The organism is Flagellimonas alginilytica, from assembly GCF_042134605.1.
In the GTDB taxonomy this organism is placed as follows: Bacteria; Bacteroidota; Bacteroidia; order Flavobacteriales; family Flavobacteriaceae; genus Flagellimonas; species Flagellimonas alginolytica.
Genome location: NZ_CP169638.1, coordinates 2,037,117 through 2,053,001, shown reverse-complemented (window position 1 = coordinate 2,053,001; position 15,885 = coordinate 2,037,117). Strand labels below are relative to the sequence as shown.

Here is a 15,885-nt window from a genome sequence, read left to right as displayed (position 1 = left end):
CCCAAATATTTTGCATAAATTAATTAATAAAATTTTAAATGACTATAAGGAAGAAATCCAAATAATCGAAGAGTCCAACCTTAATGACTTCAGTAATATTGAGAAAGGAATTTCCATTTCTAGGATGTATCTTCAAAAATTACGAATATGTGTAAGGGAAAATGACTTCAAGAACCCTCAAGAAGAAATAACATTTTTTAAAAAGCAGAAACCTTATGTATATAGTCGTCTTAAATTTTATGCAAAACTTCATAGTTTTATGACTCACAGGCCTGCTGGGACTATTAAATCTCAACAAGAGTTTATAGACTCTGAAATAAAAAAACTTCAAGAAAGTAACAGACGCAATCTAGACTTTATAAAATACTACAGAGAGGAATCTACAGTTTTAGACGAGTTCTATTTTCTTCGAGGGAACGATAAAATCAACTTAGTGTCAGATACTTCCCATTTCTATACTGACGCAGAGTTTTCTACAAGCCACGACAATGCTGTAGCTAAAATTGTTGCGTGTACGTCTTCAAACGAATTAGGACTGGCCCGGTCCAAATTTAAGTCATAGTTTTAACTTTTGAATTTGGTGCTCTTTCCTTCTTTTGAGCATCGTTCTTTTCTTTATCAATTTACGGTTTTCCAATATCTTTTTGTCCCTTCCAAAATATACGGTCGCCGGGGTCAGGTTGTCCAATGACTCGTGGTATCTCCTGTTGTTGTAATAGTCCACGAACTCTTCCAATCTTTCCTTGAGCTCCCCCGGCAGATAGTAGTTGTCCAGTTTGATGATGTTCTTCATCGAACGGTGGTAACGCTCTATCTTGCCCTGCGTCTGTGGATGGTTCGGTTTTCCCCGGATGTGCTCCATCTCCCTTTCCTTTATGAACTCCTTCAGTTCGCCACTGATGTAACAGGGCCCGTTGTCCGACAGCAGCCTTGGCATCTGCCCCTTGGGCAACGACACCTTTTCCAATGCCCTTGCCACCGTTTTCTTCACGTCACCGACGTTCATGGAGGGGCAGAGTTCCCAATGGACGATATAACGACTGTAATCGTCCAGGATGGTCGAGAGATAGTACCATCCCCATCCCACGATCTTCAGATAGGTGAAGTCCGTCTGCCACATCTGGTGAACCCTTGTGGTCTTGTCCCTGTACTCCTGTGAGGCGGCCATGGTATCAAAGGCAGGGGATGTCACCAGTCCACGGGACTTCAGTATGCGGTAGACACTGCTCTCCGAGATATAGTACTCCCGTTCATCGGTCATCTTGCAGGCAAGTCCACGGCAGGATTCCTCCGGGAAGTCCAGGGCCATCTCCACGACCTCCGACCTGATCTTGTCGGGTATCCTGTTCCAATAGGTGTTCCTGGCCCTTTGGCTCGGGGCAAGTCCGTCAAAGCCATCTTCGAGGTACTTACCGTACCAGTTGTAGAAGGTGCTCTTGTTTATCCCTATTTCCTTCAATGTCCTGTTCACGCCTATCTCAGATGTCTCCACAAGCCTTATGATCTCGTATTTCTCCTGTTGGGTAAATCGCATGTACTTCCTCCATTTTACCCTAAGCCATTGGTACTTTTTTTGAGCACACGGTTCTGGAGCAACAGTTCGGCCACCGTTTCCTTGAGCTCGGAGTTCTCCCCACGGAGTTCCTTTACCTCACTGGTATTGGCCTCGCGCATGGTATCGCCCATAAGACGTTTCTTCCCAGCTTCCAGAAAATCCTTGCTCCAACGATAGTACAGTGCCGGGGCAATGCCCTCGCGCCAACAGATGCCCGATACGGATTCCTCGCCCTTGAGCCCTTCCAGTACGATGCGGATTTTTTCCTCGGCGGAGAACTTCCGCCTTGTCTTTCTCTTGATGTCCTTTACGATTGATTCAGTGTTCTTTTTCTTTGTCATTTTTAAGTGATTTAAATGGTTAATGAATCCATCTTCAAGGCTAGCCTTGAAGATAACAAAACCATCACTTAACCTTAGACCAAGTTCAGTCCACTTTTAGTTGAAGATTTACAAGAAATATAGAAAACGAGAAATGAAAGCATAGTGATATTTAATAAAAACGCATATTTACTTACTCGAAACATCGCATAGAAAACAGTACTGGTCAAACCAATGATTGAAAGTATCGTTATAAGGTTGTCTATTTGCATACCCTCTATATTCCTATTGAACTTGATTTTATGGCCACTTCAGCGCCACGTCTTAACCGTTTGAAAACCCGAAGTGCAATTTGCGCTTGACTAACTGGAATGCTGGGAACGATTGGCAATCCTGTTTTCGTCATCATTTTGAAAGCCAATGCTCTTTCGTTAGCTGGTAATTTCATCAAAGCAGCAAAGTAGAGCTTTGGATTTTTCACAAAATCCTTTCGTGCCTTATAGGTCTCGGCAAAGTTTCGTTTATAGCCAAAAGTCTTGTCAAATGTCTTTTCTGCTTTCTCAAAAAATTTATCTCTATCAAAACCTCGTTTCACGTTCTTACCGTGCATTTCAACTTCGGAAGCTTTGTGCTTACTTCCTGGGGAAAGGCTAATAGAATTGGAAGCGTCCTTTCTACTCACGATGATATGGATATGACTTTGGTTTCCGTCTTTTTGCATTCCCTGGACTATCCGTTTTCCATTTTGCTGATGTGGTACCTGGCGTTCCAATCTGGCAATTTCCTTCTTTATTTTTTTGATATTCCCTTCAGCTCGTCCTTCCTGAATATTTCGAATTTCCGTTTTGAGTTGCAATATTTTTGTAGCAAAAGGTTGGTTTTCTCTTATCTGTTTGTCCGTTCCCTTAAAGATGCGCTGGTGTTCAATTTTGGCGAAGTATTTTATATCATCAATGGTGATAGCTCGTCCATTAATTTCCCGATAGAAGCTAGCAACATAATCTTTCATAAGCTCACGAGTGTAGGTTTTTAAATCTTGGCTGTTGTTCTGAAGTTTTCGCAATTCATATTTTGAAGGACTGACAGTAATCGAATAAAACTTGGGTTCTTTCTTTTTCAACTTTGCGGTGTTTCCATCAATTTCTTTTACGACTTCTTCAGCGGAAATCTCATCGCCATATTGATTGAAAAAATGTTCTATATCCTGTTGTTCCAAACCTTCATTTTCCTTCTCTAAATACCCGACAAAATCGGCCGAACTTTGTGAATAATTGTTACCCAGTTTTTGAGGGGTTATTGTAATATACATAGCTTACAAAATTAGAGTTGATTACTTGGATTTTGTTTTTCACGAAAGCGCACTTCCTTCTTTTCTTCAGCATATTTCTTTTCGACAATCAGCGGTTTTTTTGTTGGTTCTTCCGTTTCAAACAGCGATTGAATCATAGCCACCGTAGGTTTGGTTTGTGTCTTTTCTACGTCTCGCATTATGGCAATGACCGCATTGATTCTTTTGAGTAATTTAGCTTCAATAGTACGACCAGTTGGTCCTAATTTTTCCTTTGGGGAAATTTCATTGTAGAAGAAAAAATCGAGCATCGTGGACATTGCCTCGGTGTGCGATTTGAAGTAAGTACGTGAGAAAGTTTGGAATCGTTTTGCGGTTTCCTTTTTAAATCTAATTCCAGTAAATGAGTCCATATTTCGCCGATTTGTCGCAAAATCTTCCCTAAAAATGGGCGTTCTCAGCCCGTTTGTCGCAAATCGTTGATTGTCAAGAAATTGTAATAAATTTAATTAGCTGATTATCAGTTAATTAAAAACGAAAAGGAATCCGAAACATCGCGAAGCGTGTTACCCTCTTGCTATTCCCTTAGTTTAGCGATGGCCATTTGCATAGAGCTTTCTTTTAAGATTATAGTCATTTAAATGACCGTTGTCTTTCACTCGGGAATACCCTCGATGACCGTAAGTGGCCACCGACCGATAAAGGAGGATTACGCGCAAGGAAAGTCCAGGACTTATGCTTTTCAAATCCTTTTATCGGTCTTCTCTGAACAGGATCAGATGGAAATTCAGGCTTCAAGGCCTATTGTCCAGGGTTTCGATACAGGTTCAGATATCCCCTTGGTATGGAACCGGTCCTTTATGACACGTCCCAGTACCAGAACATATATCGCTGTCCATTGAGAGGGACCCGGGTATTGCCTATCTTGGGACTTCATTGATATTGGACGGCAACCAGACCGATAAAGACGTATTAATTGCTTTTCAAAGTTCAGGACTTATAAGGAAGGATTAAATGCTTTATCGGTCATCTTCTGGGCCCGCATCATATGGAAATTCAGGCTTGAAGGCCTATTATCAGGGATTAGATAATCGTTCAGTTGTCGGTTGTACTCTAATTCATGGATCTCTCATTTTTTAAACTTTTTTATCATGGAAAAATCTGACTTCAAGTATTTTGTTGGCGTGGACATATCCAAAAAGTCCTTTGACATCGCCATTATCGAAGGGGACGACACGTCCTCGTTCGTGTTCGACAATTCACAAAAGGGCACCAGGGCGTTCATAAGGCTGCTCAAGAACAGGGACATACCCTTGGAAAGCACCCTGATCTGTCTGGAACATACCGGGATATACGGTAGGCCGTTGATCGCAAGGCTGTTGGAAAAACAGGCCAATTTCTGCGTCGAGATGTCGTTGAGGATTATCCGTAGCCTGGGGATACAACGCGGCAAGAACGATAGGCTTGACGCCATCCGGATCGCACGGTACGCCGCCAAGAACCACAACGAGGTCGAACTGTACAGGCCGTTACCGGAGATCCTGGAAAAGGTCAATGCCCTGCTCAAGGTAAGGGACCAACTGGTCAGGTTCAGGGCCGACCTGGGCAAGCACCCCAATGAACTCAAGACCTTTGACCCGAAACTTGGGAAGCTGGTCCAAAGGCACATCAAAAAGACCACCAAGTGCCTCAATGACGAGATACACCGCATAGAGGGCGAGATAGAGGCCCTTGTGCTCTCCGATGAAAGGCTGAACACCACGGTGCGACTGGCGACGTCCGTTACGGGGATAGGTCTGTTCACGGCTCTATACTTCACCATCTTCACCAATTTTTTCACCAGGTATGAAAATCCCAAACAGCTTGCCTGCTACTGCGGCGTTGTGCCCTTCGAGCACACATCCGGTTCCAGTATACAGAAACGCTCCAGGGTGCACCATATGGCCAACAAGATGATGAAAAAGCAATTGCACATGTGCGCACTTGCGGCTGTCAGGCACGATCCCGACCTGAAGGCCTACTATGAAAGAAAGGCAGAGGAGGGAAAGAACAAAATGTTGGTCCTCAACAATGTCCGAAACAAGCTTGTCCTTAGGGTCTGTGCCGTGGTAAAACGGCAAAGCCCCTATCAAAAAAACGTGGCTTGAGACCAATATCATTATTTTAATCACTTTATTCATTTTTGCCTTGTTTTTAACATGGAAATCCTTTCGTCCCGCGAGCGGGACAAAAATCCATACAATCCGGCTAAAAAGCCGATTGCCATTTTTCAGGAAAATGATTTTCCAGTATGTTTAATTTCGATGTGTAAGGGTATCGGCGAAAGTCAAAAATTGGATAACCTTACTTTAATTTGTATGCTGAATTTCAGCAAGGTAAAGATACATTTTTTTTATTGAACCTGATTTGAATTGTATAAAAAAACACCTCTAAAAATGCAGAGGTGTTGGGTTTTAAAATCGACTCAATTATATATTGAATACAAATTTATAGGTATATAGATTACGCATTGCTTCTTGCTCAATCATAGTTTCAAAACATCCATAATTTTCCTTTACGTATTTGCGAATACTATCCCCAAATTGTCGTTCCACATCTTTTTTAGAAATTTCTAAAAGTCGGTTCTGAGCCTCTTCGCTCAAGTCTGTAAAATTGAGATGTACCATAGCTCTTTTTTATAAAATACCGTTATCAGAAAAACTATAGTAATTGCCATCTGGTGCAATTATTAAATGGTCAAGAATGGTAATATCAAACAATCTTGATGCATTTTTAATCTTGTTTGTAAGCGTTTTATCCGCTTCACTCGGCATTAATTTGCCACTAGGATGATTGTGTGTTAAAATAATGGCTACAGATAAAGATTTTAAAATGACCGCAAACAAAATCCGTAGGTCTATTAAGGTACCTGTAATTCCACCTTGCGACAATTGATATACGCCTTTTACCTTATTACTGTTATTCAACAAAACAACCTTAAAAGTTTCCTGTATGCCAATAGTATCTTTATCCCAATCTTCAAAAAGCAGTTCAGCGGCATCTTGTGAATTACCTATTTTCTGCCAATTAGAAGATTTTAAACCTCCTTTGTAACTAATCTTTATTTCGTTAACTTGTGCTTTCATTGTTTTAAGTATTAATTTTTAATAATGAAAAGAGGGCGCATCTTTAGACGGTTACGCCCTCTTTAATTCTAGGTTTACTTATCGCCTTTACTACCAAGTAAAAGGATTTCATCGGCTATGACTTCCGTAACATAGCGTTGTTCATTATCATCAGTTGTGTAACTTCGGGTTTTTAGTTTTCCCGATATTCCAACTTCTTTTCCTTTAGAAACATATTTTTCTACTATTTCAGCAGTTTTGCCCCAGGCAACGATTGTATGCCAATTGGTATCAGTTTGCTTCTCGCCTTTGCTGTCTTTGTAATACTCATTTGTGGCTAGTGAAAAACGGGCTACTTTCTTACCGCTTTCAAGGTTTGTAATGGTTGGTTCCTGTCCAACGTTTCCAATTAACTGTACGTGATTTTTAATAGTACTCATAATAAAAAATTTAAGTGATTTATATTTCCCCTATTGATTTAAAACAGATTAAATTTTAAGGGGTGTTTGTTCTTTTCTTTCGTGCACCGCACAATGGATAGAGTGGGTTTTGTCAAGACTTTTAGGGAATAAATCAGGTGTGTTTGCGACGTAGCAAAATCCTTGGATTTTCAAGGAAGTAGATACCTTATTTTTCACTAAAACTTGTGTAGTCTTGACAAGTTCCATAAGGGCATTAGCAATTCTTTTAAACGCAGTTGCGTTTGAGCGTACCGGCAGTTAAGCGAAATAAGTAGCTGTGGTTAAGTTAGAATTGGTTATGCCGTGCCTGTTTTTCGACGACCCGAAAAACAACACAGGCTTTATCCATTATAAACCCCTTAAAATGTGTAAGGCATCCGTTCGGTTTTTAAGAATTTTCGAGGAAGCACCCAAGAAGGGCTTACCGTAAATTCTGTTAAGAAAACCGAAATGATGGCTTTCCGATGAGAAGCGGACTCTATTCACAATTTTGGCTCAGGAATGTAGTGTTCCTTCCCAGAACATCGGGAAGGGTTAACGAAATGGATAGCTGAAATTGGGGATTGTGTCCAAGATATTTGTAGCGAAGCTCTTTTTCCGGAATGAAGAGCAACGGAATGTAGGGGAATGTGCTGAGTGGGTAACAACACTAAATCCTGCATTTCCAGTTGCATTCATTGGTATGGATTTCTAATCTTAATTTTTATCTTCTTTTTTTGGTATCAGTTCTTCTATATCTGATAGTTCGTTTACGATTCCCTGTTCCCTTAATGAGTTTTCAATATTAATTTGAACCACATTGGCGTTGGCTTTCCAAACAACCTCGGTAATAAAAGCGATGGAAAGCTGCACTTTTAAATCGGTAGCAAAATCAATATTCGAATTTTTCCATTTGTCTCTGTGTTTAGAATTAGCATCTTGTGTTAAATCGATTAAAGAGCCGTAGATTTTTCTATCTTCATCTAATATCCCAAGTTGGTGTTCTTTTTGTTCATCAACATCAAGGTCATTATGTTTTAGAATAGGCAAATCAGCTTTTGGTAAAACGAACAGTACATTTTTGAGTCCCGTAGATGGAATCCTAATAATATTATTTTCAATTTTATTAAAGTTATCTATCCCGTAGATATTTAGATTCATTGCCACCATAACATCTCTATCCGCATCAAAACCCAATTTTTCTACCCCCTTTATTAAATCCTCTTTACGTAGAAGATAGCGTTTTTTCTTAGTAGATAAAAATGCGTTGGGAATGTAATAATTAATGTTTTGATACACTATCTGCTGCGATAGAATAGTGTCTGCATTAAGATGTGGAATGTCTCCAGTGGTAAATGCAGATTTTTGAAATAAGTTCATTATACCATTTACACCGAAGGAAATAGTAGGTTGCCCATCAAAATTCTCAGCAGAATTTTGGATACAATCAAATCTTGCCAGTGCTTTGACAATAGCATCTTTAGAATTTACAAGAAAACCCCATTCTTTATCATAGTCAATATCTGCATTTAATCTGGCTTCTTCAATAGCTTTTTCAATGGATGTTTCGAGAACATCAATAAATTCTGATGATTTCGCCTTTAGCTTTTTCATCTCTTTCTTCTTCATATTAAATTGTATTTAAGAGATTTTTATCTTTCATTACTTTTTTCAAACAGAACCTGAAATAATTTATGGATTCTTGCCAGCGTAATAACTCTAACACTTCGGCTTGAGGTAATGTAGGTTGTCTTGTGAAGTTATCGTAGGTATTGTGTTCTGGCAGTTTAAACTGTCTTAAAAAAAGCAATGTCAAATACTGACAGATGTAGAATGTAACACGCCTTCTGTTCCCTAAATTATCCAATCCTGGGAAAGGGTATGATAAATCAATAGGATAATAACCTCTCCCAAACTCGTCTTTAAAGCTACTGAACCACGTAAAAATCTCGGTCATATTATTAGGCAGCAGAACATATTTTGGTGGCTGGTGTTGTGTATATGTAAACAGCGTTTTAAGGGCTTCATAGTTTTTCTGATATATCAATAAGCCTCCTAATGCCAAGTGAAACTCAAAAAAACGTTTTCTTTCGTTGTCTCTTTTATCTATTAACGACTGGTTATCATATTTTTTAGTCTCAAAATTGTAATCTGTGCCATAGACTCGTTGCAATCCAAAATTAAAATATTGATGTGCCGTACCCCAATAGTTACCTACAAATTTGGGATTGTTTGATATGAGTACAACATTGCGCCAAAGTTCTTTATAGGTGTCATTTGAGATGGGTGTTTCAAAAATACCTTGTCCCATTAACCATACGCCACTTACAACAAAATATTCGAGACTTTGCAAGTCTTCATTTCTACCCTTGGCAACTTCTCTTATAATTTCCCTAATACCATAATGAAACTCGTGATTAAACTCAACTTTAAAGTTTTCAAATCCATCTGGTTTTTCTTCCTCTCTTGGTCTAATGAAGTTAGCACGGTAATTATTGAATTCTTCCGTGTAGAAATTAACTAATGTTTCTTCTAAACCTTTATCTTGTGTCCTAATGGCAAATATTGCAAGTTCATTGATAATCTTAAAATGGTATTTATCATCTTGATCTTTTTTTAGCTTTCGGTATTCGGAAATTATATAGGTAAGCAAACGTGTGGACTTGCCATTGTACAGCGAAACCTTATCTAACCAAATAATAAAAATAACAACCAATAATACTGTTAAGAATAGCGTTAGAAGTTTTGCTGAGTTTTGCATCATCCAACTATCCTTCCAAAAAAAAGGTTCACGGTCTAATATTAAGAATATAAAAGAGCCGATTGTAAAGAACAAAACCCATTCAAATACTGTTATTCTTCTTGACCTTCCGGGAAATATCCCAAAAAGTTTTGTCTGCGGAAATTCATTTTCAAAAGCATTAGCCAGATAGTTTGATGAAAACTTGTGGCCTATATTGGATATTTTATCCACGATAATAGGATATGCTATACCCAAAATTGCGATGTCGATAGCGACACAGATTTCTATAATATACTTTAATTCCATTCACATTAATTTACAATAGTTCTACCACCTTGTACCAATAATAAAATATAGATTTATCGGGTTGGCGTTTTAATCTGTTCAAAAAGGCCCAATCCGGATTTTTAATAACCAATTCCTTTGTATCCTGATTCTCATAATATTCTATTTCAACATCCTCTTTTTGTAGAATAATAGCATTCAAATAGGCTACTTTGGCCGAAGCTGCCAATGCTTCTTCAATCCTAAAATGTCCTGTCATTAAAAATGCGCTACCAAAGCTTCGTATGCCAGAGCTTAAATCTGCAAATTTCTTTTTCTTTTCAGCGGTTGGGTTACGTTCTCGTCTTGCCATAATAGCACAGGTATTTATGGAATCCCATAGCACATCCTTTTCATTGAGTTTCCTTTTACTAAAATCCTTGTCCGTACTTCGATAGGATAGTTCTGCTTTCGCGAAAGCTGAAAAACTTTTCTTTACCATTGCTACATCAGTAATATTTTCAAAAAGTTTTCCCAAGTCGAACAATTGCTTGCAGATTTCCATTGCAAATAACTGGTCGCCTTTGTAGAATGGTATGCCTATGGTATCTGGTGCAAAAGCTGTTAGCTTATCGCCACAAATAGCGTTTACCGAAGGCGTAGTAATTGTTGTAGCAGTTCCATCAATGGAAAGCCAAGGTGTTTCAATGGGCGATTCTATAAGTTCTGGATAGTGCGGACTGTCAAAAAGGATATCCAATAGAATGGTTCCAGGAACGTTTGGATTATATACCGACTCGAACTCAAAGGTGTAATGTGCCTTTGGAACACCTTCCTTATAGCTTCTATGCTCATTAAGCACGTGCTTTTTGAAATGTGAATTGGCTACAACTGCATCCAAAATTTCTTCTAATTTATCACGCTCAACGCTCGAAATAATATCGATATCAATAGAAAATCGGTTCCCTTCTTTTAGCAAAAGCACAAGTGATGTTCCCCCTTTGAAAACAAAATCGAGTCCTGAAACTTTTAAATGTTCGAGTAATGATAGTGCGTGAACCATTTTTTCCAGAATGGTTACATCGATTCCCTTATGTTCCTTTTTTGCACGGAAGCCATTCAGCCATTCCTTTTCAAAACTTTTGTTGTTAATCATAATGAATATCTTCTAAAAAATTTGGAATGTTGTTGCCTATAAACTGCTTTATTTCCTGTTCTTTTTTGCGTCGCTTGGCATAGCTGAACAACTTTGTAAAATTGATGCTATATCTATCAATTATTTTCTCGTAGATGTTTACCATTTCAGAACCTTGGTAAAAATGTAGCAGATTTTCATCTGCAAACAGGTCCACCATAATCTTTTCAAGAGTTGCAATGGGCACTACCGTTTTTTTATTTTTTATTTTTTGAATGGGTGCCCTTGTCACCAAACGTTTAATGATAACTGGCACGTTACTTTCTGAAATATAGAATTGAATTTCCTTTTCATCTGGATTTAGGAAAAAATCCATTCTTAGATTATCATTTAGGTAGTAATAGAGTGAGTCTACAAATTCTTTTTCTACTTCAACAACAATCATTTGATTTGACGTCTGGTGCTGAGAAAACTCATTGAGCCATTGGGTTTCCCAAATGGCATATTTTATGTCTTCAAAACGCTCATTGGTTTTACGGGCTATCTTGAACACACTATCTGATAGAAGAGGTTTATATTTAGGTTTATAGGAAATAACATAAAGTCCACGACCAATGGTTTTGATGATATCTTTTTTCTTTAGGTCATAGATTCGCCAACTAAAGGTGCTTTCCTTTAGGTCCGGTTCAAAATCCAGATAGAAGTTATATAGCGCATCCCTATCAAAAGAACTACGGTCTTTGAAAGCTTGTATCAGTTTATTTTCAATAATCTTTGGCATAGTTAAAAATCAAAACTTTGCCAAAAATACAAAAAAGTGGCGAATATTTGAAAACAAATTTTTGCCACTATATAGATTAAGTGGTAATAATTGGAAATTAAACCTATCTAAATTCAGACAAACTTAGAATATGATAATAGCAAATACATATATTACTGTTTTGGGTTCAATATGGAAAGGAATTGCAACGATTTCAATTTTATCTCTTCAATCACAACACTATTCTTTTCAGTCTCAAGTAATGCCCAATATTTGGATTCGTTCCAAACAAATTCTCTTGTTAGACCAGAACCGCGTTGATTTATAAATCCCCAGAACCAAAGGTCGTCCCAAACTTCCATTTCTTCAGAAGAATAATTATGCTGTAGCAGTTTATTAATTTTATGGAAATTCCATTTAATTGTTGGGTCAATACGATGGAAAATTGCTTCAATTACAGCATCGACAGGTAAGAAGATTTTTTCTTCTTTGTCAATGATTTTCGGCGCATCGTCCCATATTGAATTTTGAAATCCATACTTACCATTATGTAAATGATAAATGGTTTTGGTAAATAAGGCAGATGTTTTGTTGCCCCATCCTTTTTGTCTCAACATACCATAGTAAATAGATTCATAATTATAGGCACCATTTTCTTTATCTGTTAGAAAATCGATGAATGTCTTAAAACTATGAAGCTGTAATTTATTCGAATATACTTTCTGAAAAAAAGGTGCAAGTAAGTCAATTTTAGGTTGGCTTTGTGTATTCGCTACGTGATGAAGAATTGAATACAATTTATCTTCGAGTGAATCGAACGGCGCTAAAAACCGGTTATAAGAATTTGACTGAACCCTTTTATTATAATATCTGTTCTCATTCAAGAAATGCAATAAAGAAGATAATTTGGAATTCATTGTTGTATTCAAAATCAACTATTTTTCAAGGGTTACCGTTCCCTTAGCATTAACCCAATAATGTTGTATACCTATCTTATTGAGCTCTGGAATAATACTGGCTATTGCTTTTCTTATTTGTTCGTCTTCGGGATGCGCAATGGCAATTTTTGCATTTGGGAACGCAACTTTGGTTTCCAAGCATTTAATAATTGCTTTACCAAAATGAGTTTTAATCTGTCCAGAGTTGAAATAATCTCGTCGCTTTGTTGGCGAATCCTTATGTGCTTTTGCACCTTTTACCTCAATTAATAATTTTTTGTCATTCTTAACAGCTACAATATCATATCCTCTCGTTTGGCCCAAGCAATAACTCTCTATCTGATAGCCTTGTTGAACCAAATGAGGCATCAGTAATTCAATGGTTTTATTTTCCGTTAGTTTTTCCATTTAAGCTAAAATTTCTCACAATATAACTGAATTAAAAAACAAATAGACTTTGTGAAAAATAAGACGGGTTTCAAGCGAACTTAATTCACGATTTTGGCACGGGAATATAGCCCTTCGATTACACTCAAGATAAATGTTCCTTCCCAGAGCCATCGGGAAGGGTTAACGGAATGAGAAGCTGAAATTGGGAATTGTGTTCAAGATTTGTGTGGTGAAGCTCATTTCACGAAATGAAGTGGTCGTCTACTTTTTTCAGCAGGCGAGCGTGGAATGTAGGGGAATGTGCTGAGTGGGTTTTAAACAGTTTACAAGAATGGATATTCAAATTATAGATTAAAAATTAAATACTAAGGATAGGGTTTTTCCCGTTATGTTTGTTTTATATATGATAACCAAATCTTAATGAATTATGAGAATTACGAAATTCTATTTTATGCTTTTAACCATTGTCGCTACCACGGTCTTTGTAGGCTGTAGTGACGATGATGATAGTGACACGATGGCTCAGGTGAGTGTCGACGGAACTGTATTGTTTGATGATGGTGACGATTTTAATGGTGATGTGGACGGTGACTTCACAGGTAACGGTGGAAGCGCCACAAGGACGTTCCTCTGGATGAACAATTTGACCACAGCGGACTATAATTCGGATATAACCGCCTCAGCCGAAGGCACTTTTAATATGCTGGTTTTGGATGCTGACGGAAATACTGTATTGAACAGGTCTCTTGATGGTGCTTCAGAACCGGATTCCTTTTCTGGGGTGACTGATGCAGGTGCGTCTGGCATATGGTCGGTTACAATCAGCCTCAGCTCTTTTAATGGTGACGGAAGCTTCTCGTTGAGCGAGGGCAACTAACAAAATTGGAATGTCCAGCAGCCTCTATAGAATTTTGTAGGGGCTTTTCTAAGAATGAAGCGGCAATATGCTGAGTGGTTTACGTACACTAAATGTTTTTGTTTAATTGCTGTCCCGTAAATAATTATATCATTTTTAATCCCATTTCATCTTCTGCAATCGAACAGCATTGAGAATAGCAAGGAAAGCAACGCCCACATCAGCAAAAACAGCTTCCCACATTGTCGCTAATCCACCTGCCCCGAGAATGAGTACAATAACCTTTACACCAAAGGCAAGTCCAATATTTTGCCAGACAATTCGTCGCGTTGAACGACCAATTTTAATCGCTCGTGCAATCTTGCTCGGTTGGTCGGTTTGAATGATAACGTCTGCTGTTTCAATAGCTACATCACTACCCAAACCACCCATTGCAATTCCAACGTTACTTGCTGCTAAAACAGGCGCATCGTTTATACCATCCCCTATAAATGCTACTTTATTTTCAGGATTCTTTTTTAAAATTTCAACTTCGTTTAACTTATCTTCTGGTAATAAACCACCTTTAGCATTTTCAATATTTAGTTCTTTAGCGACTTGTTGAGTAATGGAATCTTTATCACCAGAAAGCATCATAATATTTTTAATGCCTACTTTGTGTAATGCTGTAATTGTTTCTTTTGCATCTTCCTTTAATTCATCTGCTATGACTACATAACCTGCAAATTTCCCATCAATGGACACCATAACAATTGATTCTACAATACCATCTGTTTCCGAAGGAACTTCAATACTGTTTGAGGTCATCAATGCTTTGTTACCTACAAGTACTGTTTTTCCGTTGACCATCCCTTTCAATCCTTTTCCGGCAACCTCTGAAACATTGGTGGCCTCATAATCAGAACCGTCCGCTTTATATTCCAAGATCGCCTTGGCAATGGGATGTGTGGATTGTTCTTCCATCGCCATCAGGTACTTCATAAACGTTGCCTTTTCTAATGTTATGGGTTTGATTTCCTTTATTTTGAATACCCCGTGAGTAACGGTTCCTGTTTTGTCCATTACTACCGTATTCACTTGGGTCATTGCATCCAAGAAGGATGCACCCTTGAATAGAATACCGTTTCGGGATGCTGCACCCAACCCACCGAAGTAACCCAGGGGAATGGAAATCACCAATGCACAGGGACAAGAAATTACCAGAAAAATCAAGGCCCGGTATAACCACTCCTGAAATACGTACCCGTCCACAAAAAAATAAGGTAAAAACGTTAAGCATACTGCTAAGAAAACTACGATAGGAGTATAGATGCGTGCAAATTTCCTTATAAACAGTTCGGTCTTTGATTTACGTGCTGTGGCATTTTGCACCATATCGAGAATTCGAGCAATGGAACTATCCTTAAATTCCTTGGTGGTTTCCACTTCTACAACACCTTCTAGATTGATGCTCCCGGCAAAAACCTTGTCTCCTTTGGCAATGGTGTCGGGTTTGCTTTCCCCCGTAATCGCTGCGGTATTGACCGATGCTTTTTTAGATAGCAATTGGCCATCTAAAGGGAACTTTTCACCTACGCGCACTTGTATTTTTTCTCCAATTTCAACGGTCTCGGGATCGACCGAAACATAATCGCCGTTCCGATACACCACGGCCTCATTAGGACGTACATCAAGAAGCGCCTTTATGTTGCCCTTTGCTCGTTTTACAGCTGCGTTTTGGAAAAGTTCGCCCACGGCGTAAAACAGCATTACGGCCACACCTTCCGGGTATTCCCCAATGGCGAACGCCCCTAAGGTTGCGATAGACATTAGGAAGAATTCGGTAAAGAAATCACCGTCCCTGATACTTTTCCATCCCTCTTTTATAACAGGAAAACCAACGGGGATGTAGGCTACCGCATACCAAGCGATTCGTACCCAACCTTTAAAAAACGGAAAGGCATCAAAGTAATCAATAGCAATTCCCGCTATCAACATCACAAAACTGAATATGGAAGGGATGTATTCCTTAATGCTCAGTTGTGATGAAACCTTATTTTCAATTGAAGGATCCTTGAGGTCTCTTAGATTTAGTTTTTTCTTTTTCATATAT

16 protein-coding genes and 1 pseudogene are annotated in these 15,885 nt (G+C 38.5%); 4 read left to right on the top strand and 13 right to left on the bottom strand.

Annotation, left to right across the window (positions count from 1 at the left end):
- The first annotated feature begins 10 nt into the window (after positions 1-10).
- Complete coding sequence (locus tag ABTP35_RS09025) at positions 11-562, top strand: RteC domain-containing protein (RefSeq protein WP_293296934.1); 552 nt, start codon at positions 11-13, stop codon at positions 560-562.
- Here ABTP35_RS09025 and ABTP35_RS09020 read toward each other — a convergent pair.
- The 3 genes and pseudogenes from ABTP35_RS09020 to ABTP35_RS09010 all read right to left on the bottom strand — a co-directional run bounded on the left by ABTP35_RS09020 (position 557) and on the right by ABTP35_RS09010 (position 3,576).
- Positions 557-1,896, bottom strand: a pseudogene (locus ABTP35_RS09020) (IS3 family transposase). The gene ABTP35_RS09025 and the pseudogene ABTP35_RS09020 overlap by 6 nt on opposite strands.
- 256 nt (positions 1,897-2,152) lie before the next feature.
- Positions 2,153-3,184 carry a MobB family relaxase gene (gene mobB / locus ABTP35_RS09015; protein ID WP_293296936.1) on the bottom strand — a complete coding sequence of 344 codons (1,032 nt, stop codon included), beginning with the start codon at positions 3,182-3,184 and terminating at the stop codon, positions 2,153-2,155.
- Positions 3,185-3,195: 11 nt separating this feature from the next.
- Positions 3,196-3,576, bottom strand: a complete 381-nt coding sequence (locus ABTP35_RS09010) for a BfmA/BtgA family mobilization protein (RefSeq protein ID WP_246906060.1) — start codon at positions 3,574-3,576, stop codon at positions 3,196-3,198.
- Positions 3,577-3,804: 228 nt separating this feature from the next.
- On the opposite strand from ABTP35_RS09010, the gene ABTP35_RS09005 reads away from it, so the two are divergent.
- Positions 3,805-4,065: a hypothetical protein gene (locus tag ABTP35_RS09005; protein ID WP_293294710.1), complete on the top strand. Its 261-nt coding sequence runs from the start codon at positions 3,805-3,807 to the stop codon at positions 4,063-4,065.
- Between the two features lie 249 nt (positions 4,066-4,314).
- The gene (locus ABTP35_RS09000; protein WP_293294709.1) at positions 4,315-5,310 is read left to right on the top strand and encodes an IS110 family transposase; all 996 of its coding nucleotides are present in this window, start codon (positions 4,315-4,317) and stop codon (positions 5,308-5,310) included.
- Positions 5,311-5,631: 321 nt separating this feature from the next.
- On the opposite strand, the gene ABTP35_RS08995 is transcribed toward ABTP35_RS09000, so the two are convergent.
- The 9 genes from ABTP35_RS08995 to ABTP35_RS08955 all read right to left on the bottom strand — a co-directional run bounded on the left by ABTP35_RS08995 (position 5,632) and on the right by ABTP35_RS08955 (position 12,955).
- Entirely contained in the window at positions 5,632-5,829 is a 198-nt protein-coding gene (locus ABTP35_RS08995; protein WP_281139045.1) for a hypothetical protein, read from the bottom strand.
- A gap of 9 nt (positions 5,830-5,838) precedes the next feature.
- Positions 5,839-6,288: a JAB domain-containing protein gene (locus tag ABTP35_RS08990; RefSeq protein WP_281139046.1), complete on the bottom strand. Its 450-nt coding sequence runs from the start codon at positions 6,286-6,288 to the stop codon at positions 5,839-5,841.
- 74 nt (positions 6,289-6,362) lie between these two features.
- On the bottom strand, positions 6,363-6,707 hold the full coding sequence (locus ABTP35_RS08985; protein WP_281139047.1) for a single-stranded DNA-binding protein: 345 nt from the start codon (positions 6,705-6,707) through the stop codon (positions 6,363-6,365).
- 717 nt (positions 6,708-7,424) lie between these two features.
- A complete protein-coding gene (locus ABTP35_RS08980) occupies positions 7,425-8,336 on the bottom strand; it encodes a hypothetical protein (protein ID WP_281139048.1) in 912 nt (303 codons plus the stop codon).
- A gap of 1 nt (position 8,337) precedes the next feature.
- Positions 8,338-9,756 carry a hypothetical protein gene (locus ABTP35_RS08975; RefSeq protein ID WP_281139049.1) on the bottom strand — a complete coding sequence of 473 codons (1,419 nt, stop codon included), beginning with the start codon at positions 9,754-9,756 and terminating at the stop codon, positions 8,338-8,340.
- Positions 9,757-9,766: 10 nt separating this feature from the next.
- Positions 9,767-10,870: a nucleotidyl transferase AbiEii/AbiGii toxin family protein gene (locus ABTP35_RS08970; protein ID WP_293296943.1), complete on the bottom strand. Its 1,104-nt coding sequence runs from the start codon at positions 10,868-10,870 to the stop codon at positions 9,767-9,769.
- The gene (locus tag ABTP35_RS08965; protein WP_281139051.1) at positions 10,863-11,630 is read right to left on the bottom strand and encodes a DUF6577 family protein; all 768 of its coding nucleotides are present in this window, start codon (positions 11,628-11,630) and stop codon (positions 10,863-10,865) included. The genes ABTP35_RS08970 and ABTP35_RS08965 overlap by 8 nt, the downstream gene beginning before the upstream one ends.
- 152 nt (positions 11,631-11,782) lie before the next feature.
- Positions 11,783-12,538, bottom strand: coding sequence for a hypothetical protein (locus tag ABTP35_RS08960; RefSeq protein WP_293296945.1), 756 nt, complete (start codon positions 12,536-12,538; stop codon positions 11,783-11,785).
- 6 nt (positions 12,539-12,544) lie between these two features.
- Positions 12,545-12,955 carry a protein NO VEIN domain-containing protein gene (locus tag ABTP35_RS08955; protein WP_375334179.1) on the bottom strand — a complete coding sequence of 137 codons (411 nt, stop codon included), beginning with the start codon at positions 12,953-12,955 and terminating at the stop codon, positions 12,545-12,547.
- Between the two features lie 409 nt (positions 12,956-13,364).
- Between ABTP35_RS08955 and ABTP35_RS08950 the strand changes: the two genes are divergently transcribed.
- Positions 13,365-13,814: a hypothetical protein gene (locus ABTP35_RS08950; RefSeq protein ID WP_009778869.1), complete on the top strand. Its 450-nt coding sequence runs from the start codon at positions 13,365-13,367 to the stop codon at positions 13,812-13,814.
- A 135-nt stretch (positions 13,815-13,949) separates the two neighbouring features.
- Here ABTP35_RS08950 and ABTP35_RS08945 read toward each other — a convergent pair whose 3' ends face one another.
- Complete coding sequence (locus ABTP35_RS08945) at positions 13,950-15,881, bottom strand: heavy metal translocating P-type ATPase (protein ID WP_293296947.1); 1,932 nt, start codon at positions 15,879-15,881, stop codon at positions 13,950-13,952.
- Positions 15,882-15,885 lie beyond the last annotated feature (4 nt).